The sequence below is a fragment of the Streptococcus sp. KHUD_016 genome (genome assembly GCF_051106465.1).
Classification (GTDB): Bacteria; Bacillota; Bacilli; order Lactobacillales; family Streptococcaceae; genus Streptococcus.
The window spans coordinates 650,479-669,250 of record NZ_CP193663.1 but is presented as its reverse complement, the minus strand read 5'-3'; the positions used below and the strand labels follow the sequence as shown (position 1 = coordinate 669,250).

Sequence of the window (18,772 nt, the reverse complement as noted above, 5' to 3'; positions counted from 1 at the left end):
CTCCCACTACCCCAAGCTCGCTTGAAGAACGCCATAAGACTTTCTTTCCTAGCTAGTATTATAGCAGATTTTCTAGCTAGTGTAAACCAAAAATGAGTCTGAAAACAAAGTTCCAGACTCATTTAATAGTAAAGCTTCAGAAAGTCCTGTTTAAGGATGTCTTCTTGCTTTTGGTTTTTTGCCATGTAGATTTCTCTTGGCTTGTTTCAATGCTGTAATGGCATCTTTGACATCTTCTTGGCTCGCTCCTGGATCTTTAAGGAGTTCCTGTGCCTCTTTAAAAGTTAAAAGATAAGCTGCTTTTTCTTTCTTGTCTGCATAGATAAATCTCGCGTTCTTTTCTTGGAAAAGGCGTTCATCTTTGACCAGTTTCTTCAGACTAGAGAAGTCTGTTGCCTTGCCATTCAGTTTGCTTTTAGCCGTCGCTAGGGCAATGAGAGATTGGTCAATTTGATCCTGTTTAACTTTAGGATCCACAGCTAGTAAAGCGATTTCTTGGAAGGCACGATCATAAGCTCGACGTACTTTTTCCTTGGCATTAGCATATCGTCCAGTTTTAGTCGTTGCGTAGTAAGCTTTCATAGCTTCTTTCAAGGCTGTAACGTTCGAATCTTTTCCATCCAAAGCTTTACCAGCAGCTTCAAGACTAGCGAGAACGCCATCAATCAATTCTTGTTTCAACTTGCTTGACAAGGCTGACTGTGCCACTTGGAAAGCTTGGTCATAAGCTTTTCTCTTATCTGCACTACTATTAAAGTAGCGAGACGTTTCTACCAGTTCTTTTTGTTGATTTACCGCAGCAATCAAAGCCAACTTAGACACAACAGATAGACGCAAAGCATTATTTCGACCTGGCTGAACGAGCAAGGAAACGAGATCTTCAAGGAGTTCATATCCAGTTGGCAAGGTGACTTCTACAGTATAACGACCTGTAGCAACTTTCTTACCAAAGGCGTATTGACCGTATTTTTCAGCAGGAAGAGTGATACTTGTCCCATCTTCACCTTTCAGAACCACTGTAGTCGTCTTTGGAACGGCTTGATTGAAGGAAACAGACACTGGTGCATATTCTAGGAGATTTGCTAGGAAGGTAATGGTTTGGAAACTATTTTCTTCCGTCAAGTCAAACTCTTGGGACAAGGCACTGATAAATTTCAATTCTGTTCGGTCATAACTGAAAATTTCTGCTGTATAATGACCAAATTGTAAGAAATGAATCGCTTTTGTCTTGTCAACATCAACATATTGCCCCTTGCTATTTTTGATTCGATAAACGTAGAGGGTATCAATATCTTGGTTTGTTTTTGCATCCTTCAAGTCAATTTTAACTCGACCACTATTTTGATCGCGGACAAGTTCAGCAAGCGAGATATAGTCTACATTTCCTGCATAGTCCTCAACAAGATAGTAAATATTAGCCTTATCAACATCCTTAGGAAGTGTATAACTACCGTCAGCATTGGCCTTAATCAGATGGGTGTTCTCAAGCGCACGAGTTCCAGACTGGTCTTTCCCAGTTAGAACCATGGTCCCTTTCTGGTCAAACGGTGTGAGGTAGAAAACTTTTTCTGAAAGGATACCGCCTTGACCCACATCTTTTGGTTTGCGAGCTACGAATTCTTGATTTCCGTCTTTAAAGCGAATATAACCACTTGTGATGACAGGTTTTTGAGTATCAATCTGAATTTTAAAGGTCGTGTATTGTTCTTTTGCTCCTGGAACATCTGGTGTGTAACTGATAACATAGTCATATAAACCATCCGCAACAGTATTGCCATCAAAATCCTGACCTCTCCAAGCAGTATTATCTAGAATATAACTCTTCAGATTTCTACTGTCACCATCAAAATAATTTTTACGAAGATCCTTTGCATCGCCCTCCCAAATAGGATGTTCATGCTTGGTATCCGTAGCCGCATAAACTGTAGCCCGAAGATTTACAAGATTTCTCAAAGCAACCGTTTTGTATTCAACTAGGTCTTTGTTTCCATCATCATTTGGAGAAATGGCAATACGGACATTCCCTTTTTCGTCCAACTGAAGAACATGCTTACCTTCAGCATTTTGTTCAATCCCAAGAACAGTAATTCGGCGTCCTTGGCGTTGACCTTTAGACACTAGAAGGTCATTTTGCAAGGTAGCTAGATAGGTAGCATCATTAGAGTAGTTAACGGCGGGATTTTCTTTGTCTACTTCCGTGTAAAATCCATTTTTCCCTTCTCGGACAAGATTGTAAATTGGTTTTTCGACAGCAGGGAGATTTTGGAATTCACCTCGGAAGCCCATAAATGCAAGACTTACAATATCCCCATCATCTGCTGGATCTACAAAGCGAACAAAACCTTCAAGGAAATAGCCATTTGACATTTGTTTGCTGAGTTCAGCAGCAAATTTTCGAGCATCCACTTTAACAGTGACTGTTTGACTGCTGTGGGCTTTGACCGTCACTTCAGGCCAGACTGTCTCCGTTAGTTTTCGAGGTCGAAGGGTGAATTTTCCATCTTGGACTTCGTCTGTATTGGTATTCACCACCATCTTGAGAGTGCGGTCAGTATCTGAAATGTTGTGTACAGTGACCTTGAAAGTAAATTGATCTCCAACATTTCCTAAAGTCACGCTTGGATAACCATTTTCACCCGTTACATAGAGGTCTGTTGACACTGCAGCAGCTGTATCCACAATACCAGAACCTTGCTGACGAGGAGAGGTATAAGTGCCTGTGTCCTTATTAACATGTGGTTTTGCAGTTGACATGATCAAGGCCTTGACAGTCTCTGATACTTGCTCAGGAGTCAATTCTGGATGGTGTTTTTGAAGGTATTCCTTAACCAGAACTGCAACACCCGTAACGTGAGGAGCCGCCATACTGGTTCCGCTGATACTACCGTAGGTATTGTCATTAAAGGATGAGTAGATATTGCCACCAGGAGCTGTCACATCTGGTTTCAATTGTCCATCGGTAGTCACTCCCCAACTTGAAAAGTCAGATAGCTGATTGGCTACATCAGAAGGACGATTATCCATCTTACCATTAAAAACAATCTTGTAGTTTCCTGATTTTAAGGCTTCACCATACTGTTTAGAAATAAATACAGAAGGAATTTTCTTTGCTTCATCATCAATAGCCATATTGATGTTTGCACCTTCTACATTATTGTAGATCAAAGCACCAACTGCACCGTGTTTTCGTGCATTTTTGATCTTCTCTGAAAAGTTCATAGCTCCTCGCTGAATGAGGGCAAGTTTCCCAGTTAAATCCAACTTCGCAAAGTCTTCTTCACGACCTAACCCTGCTTCGACGTATTCGTACTCTTTTCCTTTTTCAAAGTCCTTATCTGCTTCAGGTTGATTATAATCAAATTTTCCGTTATGAAGGCCGGCATTTCCCTCTAGACCTTTAACTTCAAAAACGGCTGTTGTCAATGTTTTATTGTTGACAGAAGCAACTGAAATTGAGTCTTCAACAGTGGATGGATTTCCAACCAAGCCATAGTCTGGGTTTTCGGCTAGCGGTTTTGAATAACCATTTCCAAATGTATTGCTGTTTCCTGCTGAGATAAGAACAGATACTCCCTTGGCACGAGCCCGTTTGATGGCATCCACGATATCGGAACCAGCATCCACCATAGAACCAGTGCTAGATCCCAAACTCATATTAATAGCATCTGCTCCTAAGGCAACTGCATCATCAATCGCCTTTACATAAAGGGCAGAACTGGTCGTTTTTTGGCGGTCTGAAAAGACACGCATAAACATGACTTGGGCTTCTGGCGCCACACCATAAACTTTTTCGCCATTCGGTGCTTCTTTATCAGGATTTCCAGCTGCAATCCCTGTTACGTGCATCCCATGAGAAGTTCTTTCTGCTTCTTTGATTTTATCTGTTCCGTCAAAGTAGTCATAGGCATAGACAACCTTATCGCTATACCATTTACCGTAATCGATTCCAGCAGCCTTTTTAGCTGCTTCGATAGCTTCCTTGTTTTTAAATTTTGCTTTTGACGGATCCGAAATTCGAAGAACCTCATGATTCAAATCAAGCCCTGAGTCAATAATGGCAACAACGGTCCCTGTCCCCTTGTAACCAGCCTTCCAAGTTTTCGGTACTGTGATGATATCATTGCTTGAAAGACTATTTGGTTTTGCAGACTCAGTTTTTTCTTGTTCTTTTTCTGTAGTTGCTGTTTCTCCATTAGTTTTAGGAGCTGTCGTTGCTTTAGCCTCTTTTTTCTCTATGGTAGAGGACTTCTCAGTAGCAGGCGCTGTACTGGTATCGACTGTTGTTTCTTTTTGAACGACACCTTGATTTTCTTCTTTTGCAACTGCGCTATCTTTTCCTGATTCTTGGGCTTCGGCAGTTTTATCAACCGGAGCATCTACCTTAGCATCTTGTTTACTAGCATCCTCTTTAGAAGTTTCAACTTCTTGTTTCTCTCCAACTACTGGTGCTATCCCATTAGTATTGGTTTGGTCAGTCGCAGAGTTTGAGTGTTTATCGTCTTTTAGCTCTGTCTTAATTTCCTGAGTTTGAGCTTGATTTTCACCTGTACTCTGCTCATTGGCACTGACTTGACTTGCTCCAAAAACCAATGCAGTTCCCAATAAAACTGAAGCAAGACCAAATTTGTATTTCCGTAATGAAAAACGTTGTCGTCTATTCATAAATAATCTCCTTTTTCTTTAAAGTATACCTATTATAACGCAAATAATCATAAATTTTCATAAAAATCTGAATTGTCACAAAAATGTAATATTTACGTATATATTTTACTTATTTAATTTTATCATTCGTGTTATTTGCTCCATCAAACCACAGTTTTTTTTAAATTCATTCCTATATTTCAATCCATAAAATTATTTCATTATACAAACAATTTAGATTTTTTATACACAAAAAGACTAGAATTTAAAATTCCTAGTCTTTGTTATTTCAGTATAAATAGATTTCACAAACTAAAAATCCATCTCATCCACACGAGGTGCGCCCGAAGTCACTAAAATTGTCTTTAAGACTTCTCGCTCGTCTTTGCTGAGTTCAATTCCAAAACAGTCAAGATTGCTCTGGATACGAGAGGCTGTCACTGACTTAGGTAGGGGTAAAAAATCTTCTGCCAAACTCCAAGCCAAGGCAATTTGAGCCACTGATTTCCCATGCTTCGCAGCAATTTCTTGGACTTCTTTCTGTTCAAACAACTCTCCTTGTCCAAATGGCCCCCAAGCCTCTAAGAGAATTCCTTTCTCTCTACAGTAGTCAACCACTTCCTCTTGATAAACTCCTGGTGCCAAGCGCACCTGATTGACCGCTGGAATGACTCTTGCTGTCTCAAGCAAGGCATCCAAATGATGAGGAAGGAAATTACTAACGCCGATAGCACGGATTTTGCCTTCTTGGTAAAGATCCTCCATCGCTCTCCAGACTTCAGCATTGCGAGTTTTCCATTCGTCATTTTCTCTTAAAGGTTTTGGATTTGGCCAATGGATAAGGTACAAATCTAGATAATCCAATCCCAGTTTTTCCATTGATTCTTCAAATGCTTGGCGAGCTTCATCATAGCTGTGATTGGTATTCCAGAGTTTGGTCGTTACAAAGATTTCTTGTCTTGGAATACCGCTATCTCGAATAGCACGACCAACACTTTCCTCATTTTTATAGATAGCTGCAGTATCGATATGTCGATAGCCGGCCTTTAAGGCTTCTAAAACGGCTTGGTAGGCCACCTCTCCATTTTCAGCTTTCCATGTTCCAAATCCTAGTACAGGAATTGAAACTCCATTATTAAGGTTGTAAGATTTCATCGTTTCTCCTTTCTATGTGAAGAAAATCTAAAGAAACAAAATCCTGATTATCAGAACACTTGCCCCTTTAGATTTTAACAATTATTGATCACGATCGTAATAGATCTCGTGAGCTTTTAAGCGAGAATTGAGCAATTCAGGAACGGTCACAAATGTATACCCTTCACCCTTTAAATACTCAATGACACTTGGTAGGGAATTAACTGAAGGACCATGGATATCATGCATGAGGATGATAGAACCATTGCGAACCTGACGTTGAATCTCTGTCAAAATGGCTGTCTCGTTTTTACTCTTCCAGTCCAAACTATCCACGTCCCACATGATGAAGCTTAAATCAAGGCCGTTTCGAATATCATCAGTGATGGCACCATAAGGTGGGCGCATCAGTTTAGAGCTTGATCCTAAAACTTGAGTTAACAAATCTTCTGTATCAGTAATTTGCTTTTTAGCATCTTCGAGCGAAAGTTGTGAAAGAACAGGATGACTCCAGCTGTGGTTTCCTACAACATGACCTTCAGATTTCATTCGTTTCAGAAGATTTTCATTACCTGCAATGTTTTTACCAAGTACAAAGAAGGTTGCTTTTACACCATATTTAGCTAAAGTATCCAAAGCCTGCGTGGTTGTAGTAGGATTTGGACCATCATCAAAGGTCAAGGCTACAACCTTTTTGTTTTTCTTAGCAAAGTATGCTTGGTAAAGTTCAGCATCCTTTTCTAATAGATAAGAAGACTCAATGACATCAAAGAAACTGGATATGGGCAAAGCAATTTCCTCAACAGTCTCTCCAGCATTAGCAGGATAAAGGATGATTTGACTATCCTTATAATCAAAGCTCCAAGATGTCAATTCTTGGTCTGTGAAGCTCTTTATAACTTGATCAATTTTTGCCTGGTCAAGTTTCTTATCTTCTAGAGTTGATTTGATTTGACTCAGTAAGAGTTCCTTAGCCTTACTTGCATCTTTGAAGAGTTTACTGAGGTCAAAAGCTTTCCCATCTTCGGTCAAGAAAATTTTCCCTAAAGAAGTCTTTTCTTTTTCTTCAACCTTTGATGCAGACAAATCGTAGACTTGCTTGCTGATATTACGAGCAACAACTCCCTTTAAGACGGGATCCAATTGCTCACTATAATAAAAGACCAAGTCCTCTTTATCTTCCAGCTTTTCTTTAATATCCTGGTTGATTTTTTCTCTAACAGACGCAATGACTTCCTCTCCTTGCAGAGGGTAGTAGGCAATCACCTCAGCTTGACCTTTTCGGAAATGGTCCTTCTGACTACCTGAGTTGAATTGCTGGTCCTTTTCGCTTTTTAGCGCTTCAATTTTTTGTTCGTAAGATTGCTTTTGTAGTAGCTTATAACCAATAGCACTTCCTAATAGAATCGTAGCAATTCCTAAGATTCCAACAAGGGAAAGCAATAGCCTTCTCGTTTTATCGTGAGAAACACGTTTCGCTCTATTTTTTTTCATATTTCCATCATATCAAATCGAGGCTATTATTTCAATGATAAACAAGAATTCTGATTTCTTTTTAGAAAAATAAAAAAGCTTAGAAATATCTAAGCTTCTCGTTTAGAAACGAATCGTTTCACGTGTTTTCTCATATGAAGTTACAAAACGGTTTGTGACTCCTGGTTCAGCAACTTCCAAGGCTTGTGAAATTTTTTCAAATGACGCCTGGTAGTCAAACTCTTTTTCAAAAATTTCAAGCGCTTCGTTGAAGGCCTCTTGGATACGCTCATCAAATGAACGGTAACGGTTTGAGTATTGGAGTAGTTGCTCAGTCAAGGTTGCATATTGAACGATATCATAGGTTTCTGTTTCAAGTGCTTCCATATCATTTGTTGCGACTTCAAGAATTCGTTTAACCGATTCAATATTCACTTGTGGTTGTTCTAACTCTGCCATCAAATCTTCTGTGTTATGACTTGCAGTAAAGAAAAGCTTCAAGAAACTTTGAGGAATACCTGGCAAGTTTCTCTTCTCCATGTAACGTTTGATAGTATGCAAACGGTTCACATAGACATTTGCTTTTTGGCGAGCATTGAGGTCGTCTTTTTCAATTTGCGCAAGTCGTTCGCTAACAGAGATTTGCTCATCCTCTATATCCTTGAGGTTGCTTTGAAGCATTTCCAACTGTTCTTCAAGAGCAGAGTAGGCTTGTGTTGACTCACCTTTATCCTCTGTCACTTCCATGATTGCCGTATCAAGTGCAGCCAATTCTGCTTGAAGACGACGAACATGATTGCCATCACTTTCAGGAAGAAGGTAGGTTTTAGTCAAACGTTCAAGATCTTGAACAAGCACCTGATTATTTTCTTTCAAGTGGTTGAGATAAGTTGGTAATGTCGAAAGAAGACTTTCAACCACTTTTTGAGCTGCAATTTCACGAGTGAAGATATCATAAAGTGCGTTGATTTCTTCTTGGATGCGATTATTTTCATACTCTGCATTGTCCAATTCCAACTGACGAATATTTTCTTGATTATTTTTCAAAGACTCATGCAAAAGTTGGAAACGGGATTCAATATCTGTTTCTGTAAAGTGGTAGTTGGCATCCAACAGCTTGCGATAACCTTCTTCCAAATCTGCCAATTGTTCTGGCAGTTCCTTTGTCAAGGTTTCAACAAGAGCTGGAATTCGCTCAACGATGTGTGTCAAAGCGAGAATATGATTTTCAGTTGAATCAAGAATTGCTGCCGCTTCAACCGGGTCACCTGATGAATTTAGGGTAACAAATTGAGAGAATTCAGATTGGATGTTTTCCAATTGTTTCTCAATCTCAGGAAGGGCCTTCCCATATTTCTCCGAGTCTTCTGCAACGGTATGTTGAAGGGATTCAAACAAGTCCAAGGCATGAAGGACACGGCCACTATTCTTAGATTCTTGTTTTTCAAGATCAGAAAGGGCATTGCGAATAGCTGCAATATCTTCTTCAATCAAGCCGATTTGGCTTTCAATTTGATCAATCTTGTGAGCAGCTTTGAAAAAACGGAAAGAATTGTTGTAGCTTTCAGCTTCAAAGAGGTGATTTTCGATATCAGCAAATGAGTTCAGAGATAAATCAACCCATTTTTGGTTCCATTCACGGAAGGTCACCTGACTTTGACCAATCAAGTGCATGTTTTTAACGGCTTCAACCTCATCATTTACAGGAAGGTTGTAGAGTTCTTCTTTTCTTTCTTCAAGGGCCGTTAATCTGCTTACATTACGCTTACGTAAAAAGATGGCTGTTACATAAGCTAAGATCAGAATGACTGCAATTGCAACCATTAGATAAATTAGTTGTCCATTAGACATATCAAACTCCTTTTATACTAGAAACAATCGTAATGATTATATCATATTTTTTAAACCAAGGGAACTATTTCCCACATTTTTTAGACGTCAAGTGTACTGTAAACAGCGTTTTCTTCGATAAATTCGCGACGAGGTTCTACTCGATCTCCCATCAACATATCAAAGATTTTATCTGCTTCGGCAGCATCATCTACCGAAACACGCGCCATCAAGCGATGTTCAGGATCCATGGTTGTTTCCCACAATTGGTGGTCATCCATTTCTCCCAAACCTTTATAACGTTGGATGGTTGGTTTTGAACGCCCTTCACTATGACGTGCTAAGGCTTCTTGGAGTTTAATTTCTTGATCCGCACCTGGCTGGATGTATTCTTTAATCTCACTTCCAACTTTTACTCCGTAAATTGGCGGTTGGGCAATGTAGACATAACCAGCCTCTAAGATTGGTTTCATGTAGCGGTAAATCAAGGTTAGCAGGAGTGTTCGAATGTGGGCTCCATCAACATCGGCATCGGTCATCAAAACGAGTTTTTGGTAACGAGCCTTAGTGACATCAAATTCTGCCCCAAAACCTGTTCCCATGGCTGTGAAAAGGCTCCTAATTTCTTCGTTGGCAAGGATTTTATCCATACTAGCCTTTTCAACGTTCAAGATTTTACCACGAATTGGAAGGATAGCCTGAAACTCACGGTTACGACCAGATTTAGCTGATCCACCAGCTGAGTCTCCCTCAACGATGAAGAGTTCTGTTTCAGCAGGATTATTTGAAGAACAGTCTGCTAGTTTTCCAGGAAGATTGGATATTTCCAAGCCAGATTTCTTGCGTGTGACTTCACGCGCACGCTTGGCAGCCACACGAGCCTTGGCAGCCAAGATTCCTTTTTCCACGATACGCTTGGCGATCTGTGGATTTTCCATGAGGAAATCAGAGAAGGCATCGCTGAAGAGGCGATTGGTAATCTTAACCACTTCGCTATTTCCCAGTTTGGTCTTGGTTTGTCCTTCAAACTGCGGATTTGGATGCTTGACAGAGATAACAGCAGTCAAACCTTCACGGACATCTTCCCCTGTCAGGTTGTCTTCATTGTCTTTTAGCAATTTATTCTTGCGGGCATAATCATTGATAACACGAGTCAGAGCCGTACGGAAACCTTGCTCATGTGTTCCACCTTCATGGGTATGAATGTTATTGGCGAAACTCATGACGTTTTCGTGGTAGCCAGTTGTGTACTGCATAGCTACTTCAACAGTAATGTCATCCATTTCACCATCTGTATAGATTGGTTTGTCAAAGATAACATCCTTATTCTCGTTGATATACTCAACGTAGCTAGCAATTCCACCTTCATAGTGGTAATGCTTGGTTTGTTCGAGACCTTCACGCTTGTCTGTAATTGAAATTCGAAGCCCTCGGTTCAAAAAGGCTAATTCTTGAACACGTTTGTTTAATTTTTCAAAGTCAAAAGTCGTTGTTTCTGTAAAAATCTCTGGGTCTGGTGTAAAGTGAACTGTTGTTCCTGTTTTATCTGTATCTCCAACGACCTCAAGATCAGCAACAACATGACCACGACGGTATTCTTGGTAATGAATTTTGCCGTTTTTGTGAACATGGACATCTAGTTGGGTTGAAAGAGCGTTTACTACTGATGAACCCACTCCGTGGAGCCCACCTGATACCTTATATCCGCCACCGCCGAATTTTCCTCCAGCGTGAAGAACTGTAAAGACGGTCTCAACAGCGGGACGTCCTGTCTTTTCCTGAATATCAACAGGAATTCCACGCCCATCATCCACTACGGTGATGGAGTTATCTGGCTCTATAAAGACTTGGATGTGACTGGCAAATCCAGCTAGGGCTTCGTCAATTGAGTTATCAACGATTTCCCATACTAGATGGTGAAGACCTTCTTTTGAAGTCGATCCAATATACATACCTGGACGCATACGAACAGCTTCAAGTCCCTCCAAAACTTGAATTTGACTGGCATCATAATCCTGTGCCTGTTGATTTTTGATTTCTTCTGTCATTTTTTCCCTTTTCTTACATGTCTATTGCTTGTCTCAATGTCGCAACGTTATTAAAAAGATAGGCATCTAAGCCAGCAGCTTTACCTGCTTCTACATCTATATTTCTGTCACCAATGACCAAACCAGATGTAATATGATATTTATCACGTAAATAAATCATGGACTCAGGATCTGGTTTTCGTTTAAAGCCAGAACTGGCAGTCACCACCTCGGTGAAGTAGTTCGCTATCTGGGTCTTAGCAAGAAGTTCTAGAACTTGGTCATTTCGATGAGAAACCAAGAAATGGCGACCACCCTTGTCCGAAACGTCTTTGAGTAATTCTGGAATTCCCTCAAACAAAACTGGATGTTCTAGCTCACGCGCTTCATTTTCTTTATAGTTCTCTAAAAAATCCTCGATATCTGGTGCAAACTTCTCGATGGCAAAAGCTGTCGAAACCTTCAAAGCTTCGTAGACTCGGTCGTGTTCTTGCTCTATTCCGTATTGGGCTAAGGTTTCTACAAAGGCTGCAGTAGAAGTCTCATAATTATCCAATAGGGTACCACCTAAATCCCATATATAGTCGTGATATTTCATACCCTTCATTATACCATTTTTTTATGAAAAAAGCGATGATTTCCTAGATTTTTCGGCTCTATAATTTATATAGAGAGTAAAACACTATTGCATCTATGGAGCCTTTTTGTGAAGAATAGCTCCTCTATAAATAATCAAGCAAAATCTTTCTTATCTCAAATGTACAAATTAAAGAATAGAAACTACTAACAACCGCGTCATTGTTCACAAACGAAACGCTTTTGGATTTTCAAACTTTAAAAATAGAATACTCATTGCTTTGAATACCACAATAGAGTGCAGAAAAAGATTATTCCAATATGGAGTCCCTTGTTAATTCATTACAGTTCCCAATGATTCCATCTTTCTTTTCAATTGTAATTTATTCTCCAAACAGGCAAAAAACGATAACGTCCTTTTAAGGTGTTATCGTTTTTGTATATCATCAGATAAAGTTTGATTTTTATTGAGCTAAATTCGATTAGTTTCTTCCGAAGTTTTGACCTCTACCATCGCGGTCAAAATACATCCAACTTCCATCTTCAAGTTGAATCCATTTGCTTCGAGCCATATCCCCTGAATTGGCATCGAAATATCGACTAACCCCATTCACATCAACAACTTTTCCTTTGACTTGCTTGCCGTCTTGCGTGAAATAGAGAGTCTGTTGACCAACCTGCTGCAAGCCTGTCACTGCTTTTCCATCTTGATCAAAATAGTACCACTCATTTTGGGAACCTTCGACAAACTTGTTGGTTGCCATCTCTCCTGAGTTAGCATCAAAGTAACGGATACTCTTATCTGAAAGTGTCACGATTTTGCCCTTGACTTGCTTGCCATCTTGGTCGAAGTAAAGTGTTTGTTTGTCAATCTTTTGAAGGCCTGTCACTGCTTTACCAGTTTGGTCAAAGTAATACCATTCGTTCTTGGCACCTTCTGCAAACTTGCCGACTGCCATTTCTCCTGAGTCGGCATCAAAGTAACGGATGGATTTATCAGCCAAAGTTACTACTTTACCCTTGACTTGCTTACCATCTTGGTCAAAGTAAAGTGTTTGTTTGCCAATCTTTTGAAGACCTGTCACTGCTTTACCAGTTTTGTCAAAGTAATACCATTCGTTCTTGGCACCTTCAGCAAACTTGCCGACCGCCATTTCTCCTGAGTTGGCATCAAAGTAACGGATACTCTTATCTGAAAGTGTCACGATTTTACCCTTGACTTGCTTGCCATCTTGGTCAAAGTAAAGTGTTTGTTGACCAATCTTTTGAAGACCTGTCACTGCAACTCCATCTGCTCCGAAATAGTACCAATCACTTGGGTTATCACCTTGAGCAAAACGATTGATAACAGCATTTCCTGAATCCTTGTCAAAGTAACGAAGTTTGCCATCTTTAGCACTCACAATCTTGCCCTTAACCTGATAGCCGTTTTCATCAAAGAATTGCTGTCCATCTCCTATCTTGACAAGACCTCGAGCCATAACGCCCTTGGCATCAAAGTAACGCCAGTTTTGACCATCAGTAGTGTAGTAACGGTTGAGAACTTGGGCACCAGTTTGATCATAGTAGTACTGATTACCATTTTCATCTTCACGGATAGAATCACGAAGTTGAATACCATTCTTCAAGAAATAAACGTGCTTGCCATCAATTTCATGAGCACCTGTTACAAGATAGCCTCGTTTATCGAAGTAATACCAATTTCCATTTTCATCTTGGATAAAGGAATTTTTAGCTTGATAACCACTAGTTGAATAGAACTTAGTACCATTGGCATCACTAACAAATCCTGTGTAAGCATTCTTATTAACTAATTGCTTAGGCAATACTATCTCGCCATTTCTGTTAGTGAGATAGTCGTTGCTAGCCCAGTCTTTAAGAACATAGTAAGCACCACGACCTAAGATATTGGTACCATTGAAGTACTTAGCCGACCACTTGGTAATCTTCTCATCTGTTGTCATCTTTTGACCATTGGAAATCTGTACTCGTTCAAAGATTTCTGGATATTTAGCTTTGAGCTCATCTAAGAAGGCGCCACCGTACTTACCTTGGAAATCAGTTCCATTGGTCTTACTATTAGCTACATAGAGTTTTTCCTTGATTTCTGCATCTTCACGGTAGGTTCCGTAGTTGTTGACACGTGTTGCTGTTACCACTTCCTTACCTGGTAGGTTATAGATTTGGTCTGGTACCCAGTCCGCGATGGCTTGGATATTAACACTGTGAAGCGCACGAAGAGCATTGAGCAAATCTTTTAAAGAACCATATTTATTGTTCTTGCTCATCGCCATATCATAGCGGTCTTCAAAGGCATAACCATTCTGAATGATAGAATCTAAGAAAGTACCGTCTTGGCTAGATACATACTGAGGTGGTAGCTCAAATGAAGTTACTCCCCATTCCTTGAAGAGGTTGACATTTTTAGCAATAACTTTATTGGTATATTGGTCATCGCGGGTTGCAAAGTCTTGGAAGTTAGAAAATCCTTCGTAAATCAACTGAGAATCAAGGGCTGCGCTAGATTCGTAGACCTGACCACTAGCGTTTTTCTTCTTGCTTGCTGTTGTACGAGCATCCTGATCTGCCTTAGCGCCAACTGGTACCCAAACAGCCAGATATCCAGAAACCTGTACATTGCTATAGCCTGCAATATCATTCATATCAAAGGTTAAAATACCATTAGCATCTGTCTTCTTCCAGAGCGATTGCGGCACTTCTTCGTCAGTTAGATAGCGGGAAATGCCATCTTTGGTCGTCAAAAGCACAGGGCGATAGTATTGATTCTTGTGGGCTGCTCCCATATTGACTTGCAGTTTATCCCATTCGTTCAGTTTCAGGTTAGGGTTGTTAGAAGCAATAACAGCCATCCCTTGGGTACGGGTTTCTGCTGTTCCTTCATCTGTTGCTTCATTGGCACCAGTACCGTAGCGAACAGAAGTCAAAATACCATTGTAAGACCATTTATCAGCCTCACGAGGTACACCCATATATGTGACTTTCATGTCTTGTCCACCTGCTACATACTTAATACGAGCACGCAACAAGGCATCGATAGCATCGTGGTAAGGAGATTTTTTCTCCATGTATTGACCATCATCGGTATAGAGGTCACCATAGTAGACCCGAGTGATAGAGTCTTTATTGGAGAGCATGAGAGCATGAGCAGTTGGGATGTTGAACTGCGTATACTTCTTGTCTGCCTTGCGCATATCTTCGTTGTAGATCTTGAAGGCTTGCTTGAGTTCATCCATAGTAAAGGTCAAACCATCCGTGTTTGGATTAATATTTTCTCGGATGATGTCGGCAATAACGGTTTGTACTTCACTGTCATGAGCCCGAACAAAGATATAGTTAGCCATCCGTTCGCCATTTTTCTTTTCAGAAGAACGGTCATTTAGACTATTTGTAATCGTTGGCTCTACTCCGCTACGGATAGATAGATTACGCATGAATGAATAAAGCAAGGACAAGCGTAGCTTGTTGTCAATTGCTAGTTGAGCACCCTTAGTATCTTTGTTGTAGTCAGGATCGTTATCAGACCAAGCTTCCAAGATAGACAAATGCTTAATAGCTTCTTCTTCACTTTCTCCAACCTTGTAGCGAGACTTGAAGTAGTCAGATGCGATTTGGAGCAAGTCTGCGTTGACATTGTCCACCGCATCGACACGAACTCCATCAAAATTAGCAGTCGGATCATTGGCTACGATGCTTCCAAAGTTCATCATAAAATGCAACCAGTTGAGTTGTTCGGCCTGAACAGCTGGATTAGAATTGTCAAAGTCGTTAGAGAGCAAGAACTCATAACCACCGTTTGACTTGTCAATGAAGTACTTAGGTGTACCTGTTTGACTAGTAGGGGTACGGTTAAGCAGACGGAACTTAGAGTCAGCATGAGAGCTCTTCTCATTATTAGTATAAAGCAAAGCTCCACCCTGCAAGTGGTCCTTTTTAGTACCAGTTGTTTCAGACTCTGACTTGATATTCCAGTTTGGCTGGGTTTTGACAAAGGCACCCATCAGCGTTCTCAACCATTTGGTATCGCCTTCTTTACCAATTTTTTCCTCAATTTTGCGCTGAACCTGCTGAGAAGCTCCTGTCAGGAGAGCTTGTTCAACTTTGTTTTCAAAAGCACCTGCTCCCAGACCTTGCTGGTTCATATAGTTGAGGTAATTAATCTGAGTACGTTTATCAGGCCACCAAGCCATCAAAAGAGGACGTAAGTCTGTTTCTGTCGAAGCCGTCCATGTTTTTCCATCTTTTAAGATGAACTTTGGACGATACCAGCTATCTGCTGTCAAATAACCGTCTACAGTTTCAATATCCTTGTCAGTCGTACCATAGAAAGCATTCTTTTGGGAGAATTCATTATTGAGACTGCTGGTTCCTTGTTGGAACTGATATTCATTTGAATCAACTAAGGCACCAGTTTCTGCATCAAAATAAAGTATTCTACCATTAAGTTCAACTGCAAAGTTCTTTTTAACTGTACCATCGTCCTGAACATAGTAATTTTTACCATCAATGGTCTTAATATGAGATAGGACATCATCATCATGGTCAGCATTTACAGGTGCAGGTTGAGCCTGATCTGCCACCATTCTTTCAGCTATTGCTCCCTGTTTTTGAGCAGGTTCGGGCAAGCGATCTTTCTTTGCAACCTTTGGATTTGCAACAATCTTGTCTTCAACAGCCGATTTTTCTCGTTTGTCGCCTTCTTGGTCTTGGGCAGTTGTTGGCCCTGCTTGTTTATTCTGCTCTGCTACTTCTGTTTTAGGAGTTTCTGTGATTGCATTAGCAGCTTTAACTTCTTCTGCAACAGCAGCCTTTTCTGTAGATGCTTCTTTCGTATCTGCTGGTTTAGCAGGCTCTTGAGCATTGGTTTGAACTGTTGCTTCCGTATTTTCTGCTGGTTTAGCAGGTTTTTCACTAGCAGCAACATCGCCTGTCACCTTGTCTGCAGGGGTTGCTTTTTCTGCTTCTTTCTCAGAAGCTACGTTAGCTTGGGCTGGAGTTTGCTGACCCGGACCACTAGTCTGAGCTGTAGCAGGTTCTTGAACCACAACCTGCTTTACATCATCCGCATGGACAACGCCTGGTTCTAGACCAAGTACCTTTGGTGCTACAATAAGGGCCAAGGTAGTCAAAGCAATGGCTACCCAGTTTTTCTTAACTTTATGCATCTTATAATGAATCTTTTTCTCCATCATAAAGCCTCCTTCTGAATTTAGTATAAAGTTACGCTCTTATTCTAGTATATTTTTCAAAATGATCATTTTTTGTTGCACATCTACAACTATGAAAGGCAAATTCTTTCAAACTGTTCTTTAAGCTTTTGAGCAACACCAAAGGAATCTAAAAATTCAAAAAAAGATAGGCATTGCTCGATGTCACTGAGAGCATTGGTATTCCCAACCTTGTAGGAGTAGAGAGCCCTATGATACTTAATCAGCGTTCGATCATATAGATCTGTTTCAGGAATTTTAGAGTGGTCGAGATAATTGAGAAACCTCATAGCAACTAGCAGATGGTTTCCTTCGATACAGACGCTAATGACATTAAGTAGCATCTTGATAATACGGCGGCGATTTTCAGGTAGGTTATTATAAAACTGGGTACGATTGATCATCTCACTAGCGAAGGTTTCCAGCGTTTCCAAGGTCATCAAATCAACACTGTTTGTAAAAAGCCAGAGTTCATAACGTCCCCACTCCTCAACAGAAAAGAGATGATCCGTCAGGAATTCAATATCCTTCTTGCTAATCTGAAAATCTGAGCAACAGGAGGACAAGAGGGCCCTGACAATGATTGTATTGAGTTTATAGTTTTTCTTCTCAGGAAACTGTTCGGTCAAAGCTTCTGAGCTTGACAAAATATTTTGGAGCTTGACAACATTGTTTTCCTGATATGCATCAGCTACTTTTTTTGAGAACAGCACATCATCTGAATCAATGTAATTATGGTAAACATACTGAAACTCCTCTAGGGAAACGGCCATATTTTTTAAACAGCAATAAAAAGAATCAAGTGTGATCCCATTGACTCCCCGTTCAAAACGGGATAGCTGAGCCACGGAAATATCACCAGCAGCTACCTCTTTCAGGGACATTTTTTTTGATTCTCTAATGACTTTGAATATTTTTCCAAAAGTTTCCAACATATCACTCCCCCAGTTTCGTATATGCAAAAAATTCTTACTAATTTTAATATACTAGTAACATGTTTCAATTATATTACAGAGAAAGTACTTTATATTTCAAATTAATACAAGCAGATTAATTCGCATGATAAGACCGTTTAATATAGCATTTATTGAATATTATATCTTTTCATGAATCTATTGATTTCAGTAGAAATCTGAACTATTCTATCTAACAACTTGAAAACACTAACATTTCTAGAGATAGATTCCTTCTTATGTTAAACGAATCTTGATTGATTTATAAAAGTTTGATATAAAATCGCAAGACAATCATATGAAACATTTTTTAGACATGGAGTAAATTAAAAAACGAGAGCCGAACTCTCGTCTTACTGTTGATTTCCAAAGACATCTCGATAGAGCATGCCGTCTCGTAAACTTTCAGCATCTCCTCCTAATTGCTCTACCAATTCATAGGCAAAGGCAAGTGCGGTTGACGGTCCTCGGCTAGTTGTTAGATTGCCATCCACAACTACTGTTTGCTTTTGATAAATTCCGTCAGTAATTTGCTCCTGAACTCCGTCATAACAAGTAAAGTGCTTGTCTTTCAGGACACCTGCTTGATGAAGAGCGATTGGGGCTGCACAGATGGCAGCAATTTTCTTTCCTGCTTGGTTAAAGGCTTTAATCTGTGAAATGAGCGCTTGATTATCTCGTAGGTGAGCTGAGCCTGGCATACCACCCGGAAGAACGACCAAGTCATAGTCGGACAAATCGCCATCAAAAACACGATCAGCTTTCACCTGAATGCCATGCGATCCTGTCACCTGCTCTTCAAATCCTACCATATCACATGAAATGTTTGCTCGACGCAAGACATCAACTACTGTCAAGGCTTCAATTTCTTCAAAACCCTGGGCTAAAATAACTGCAACTTTTGCCATAGTGA

The 18,772-nt window shown here is 40.2% G+C and carries 9 protein-coding genes; all 9 read right to left on the bottom strand.

Annotated elements, in window-relative coordinates:
• Positions 1 to 150 precede the first annotated feature (150 nt).
• Complete coding sequence (locus tag ACORHV_RS03000; protein WP_434398758.1) at positions 151 to 4,662, bottom strand: S8 family serine peptidase; 4,512 nt, start codon at positions 4,660 to 4,662, stop codon at positions 151 to 153.
• Positions 4,663 to 4,953: 291 nt separating this feature from the next.
• Positions 4,954 to 5,796 carry an aldo/keto reductase gene (locus ACORHV_RS02995; RefSeq protein WP_434398756.1) on the bottom strand — a complete coding sequence of 281 codons (843 nt, stop codon included), beginning with the start codon at positions 5,794 to 5,796 and terminating at the stop codon, positions 4,954 to 4,956.
• Between the two features lie 81 nt (positions 5,797 to 5,877).
• Positions 5,878 to 7,269, bottom strand: a complete 1,392-nt coding sequence (pgdA, locus tag ACORHV_RS02990) for a peptidoglycan-N-acetylglucosamine deacetylase PgdA (RefSeq protein WP_000742163.1) — start codon at positions 7,267 to 7,269, stop codon at positions 5,878 to 5,880.
• Positions 7,270 to 7,371: 102 nt separating this feature from the next.
• A complete protein-coding gene (gene ezrA / locus ACORHV_RS02985; protein ID WP_000064802.1) occupies positions 7,372 to 9,099 on the bottom strand; it encodes a septation ring formation regulator EzrA in 1,728 nt (575 codons plus the stop codon).
• An 80-nt stretch (positions 9,100 to 9,179) separates the two neighbouring features.
• Positions 9,180 to 11,126 (bottom strand): DNA topoisomerase (ATP-hydrolyzing) subunit B, encoded by a 1,947-nt coding sequence (gyrB, locus tag ACORHV_RS02980; RefSeq protein WP_434398753.1) that lies wholly within the window; start codon positions 11,124 to 11,126, stop codon positions 9,180 to 9,182.
• A 13-nt stretch (positions 11,127 to 11,139) separates the two neighbouring features.
• Positions 11,140 to 11,703, bottom strand: coding sequence for an HAD-IA family hydrolase (locus ACORHV_RS02975; RefSeq protein ID WP_025168831.1), 564 nt, complete (start codon positions 11,701 to 11,703; stop codon positions 11,140 to 11,142).
• 460 nt (positions 11,704 to 12,163) lie between these two features.
• Entirely contained in the window at positions 12,164 to 16,891 is a 4,728-nt protein-coding gene (locus ACORHV_RS02970; RefSeq protein ID WP_434398751.1) for a glycoside hydrolase family 70 protein, read from the bottom strand.
• Positions 16,892 to 16,977: 86 nt separating this feature from the next.
• A complete protein-coding gene (locus ACORHV_RS02965; RefSeq protein ID WP_000894366.1) occupies positions 16,978 to 17,841 on the bottom strand; it encodes a helix-turn-helix domain-containing protein in 864 nt (287 codons plus the stop codon).
• A 371-nt stretch (positions 17,842 to 18,212) separates the two neighbouring features.
• Entirely contained in the window at positions 18,213 to 18,767 is a 555-nt protein-coding gene (locus ACORHV_RS02960; protein ID WP_001140928.1) for a DJ-1 family glyoxalase III, read from the bottom strand.
• Between the last annotated feature and the right edge of the window lie 5 nt (positions 18,768 to 18,772).

Bases quoted from the DNA above. Each gene is read 5' to 3' on its own strand.
- ACORHV_RS02995 (WP_434398756.1), bottom strand. From the start codon at position 5,796: ATGAAATCTTACAACCTTAATAATGGAGTTTCAATTCCTGTACTAGGA.
- ezrA (WP_000064802.1), bottom strand. From the start codon at position 9,099: ATGTCTAATGGACAACTAATTTATCTAATGGTTGCAATTGCAGTCATT.
- ACORHV_RS02960 (WP_001140928.1), bottom strand. From the start codon at position 18,767: ATGGCAAAAGTTGCAGTTATTTTAGCCCAGGGTTTTGAAGAAATTGAA.
- ACORHV_RS02975 (WP_025168831.1), bottom strand. From the start codon at position 11,703: ATGAAATATCACGACTATATATGGGATTTAGGTGGTACCCTATTGGAT.
- gyrB (WP_434398753.1), bottom strand. From the start codon at position 11,126: ATGACAGAAGAAATCAAAAATCAACAGGCACAGGATTATGATGCCAGT.
- ACORHV_RS02965 (WP_000894366.1), bottom strand. From the start codon at position 17,841: ATGTTGGAAACTTTTGGAAAAATATTCAAAGTCATTAGAGAATCAAAA.
- ACORHV_RS02970 (WP_434398751.1), bottom strand. From the start codon at position 16,891: ATGATGGAGAAAAAGATTCATTATAAGATGCATAAAGTTAAGAAAAAC.
- ACORHV_RS03000 (WP_434398758.1), bottom strand. From the start codon at position 4,662: ATGAATAGACGACAACGTTTTTCATTACGGAAATACAAATTTGGTCTT.
- pgdA (WP_000742163.1), bottom strand. From the start codon at position 7,269: ATGAAAAAAAATAGAGCGAAACGTGTTTCTCACGATAAAACGAGAAGG.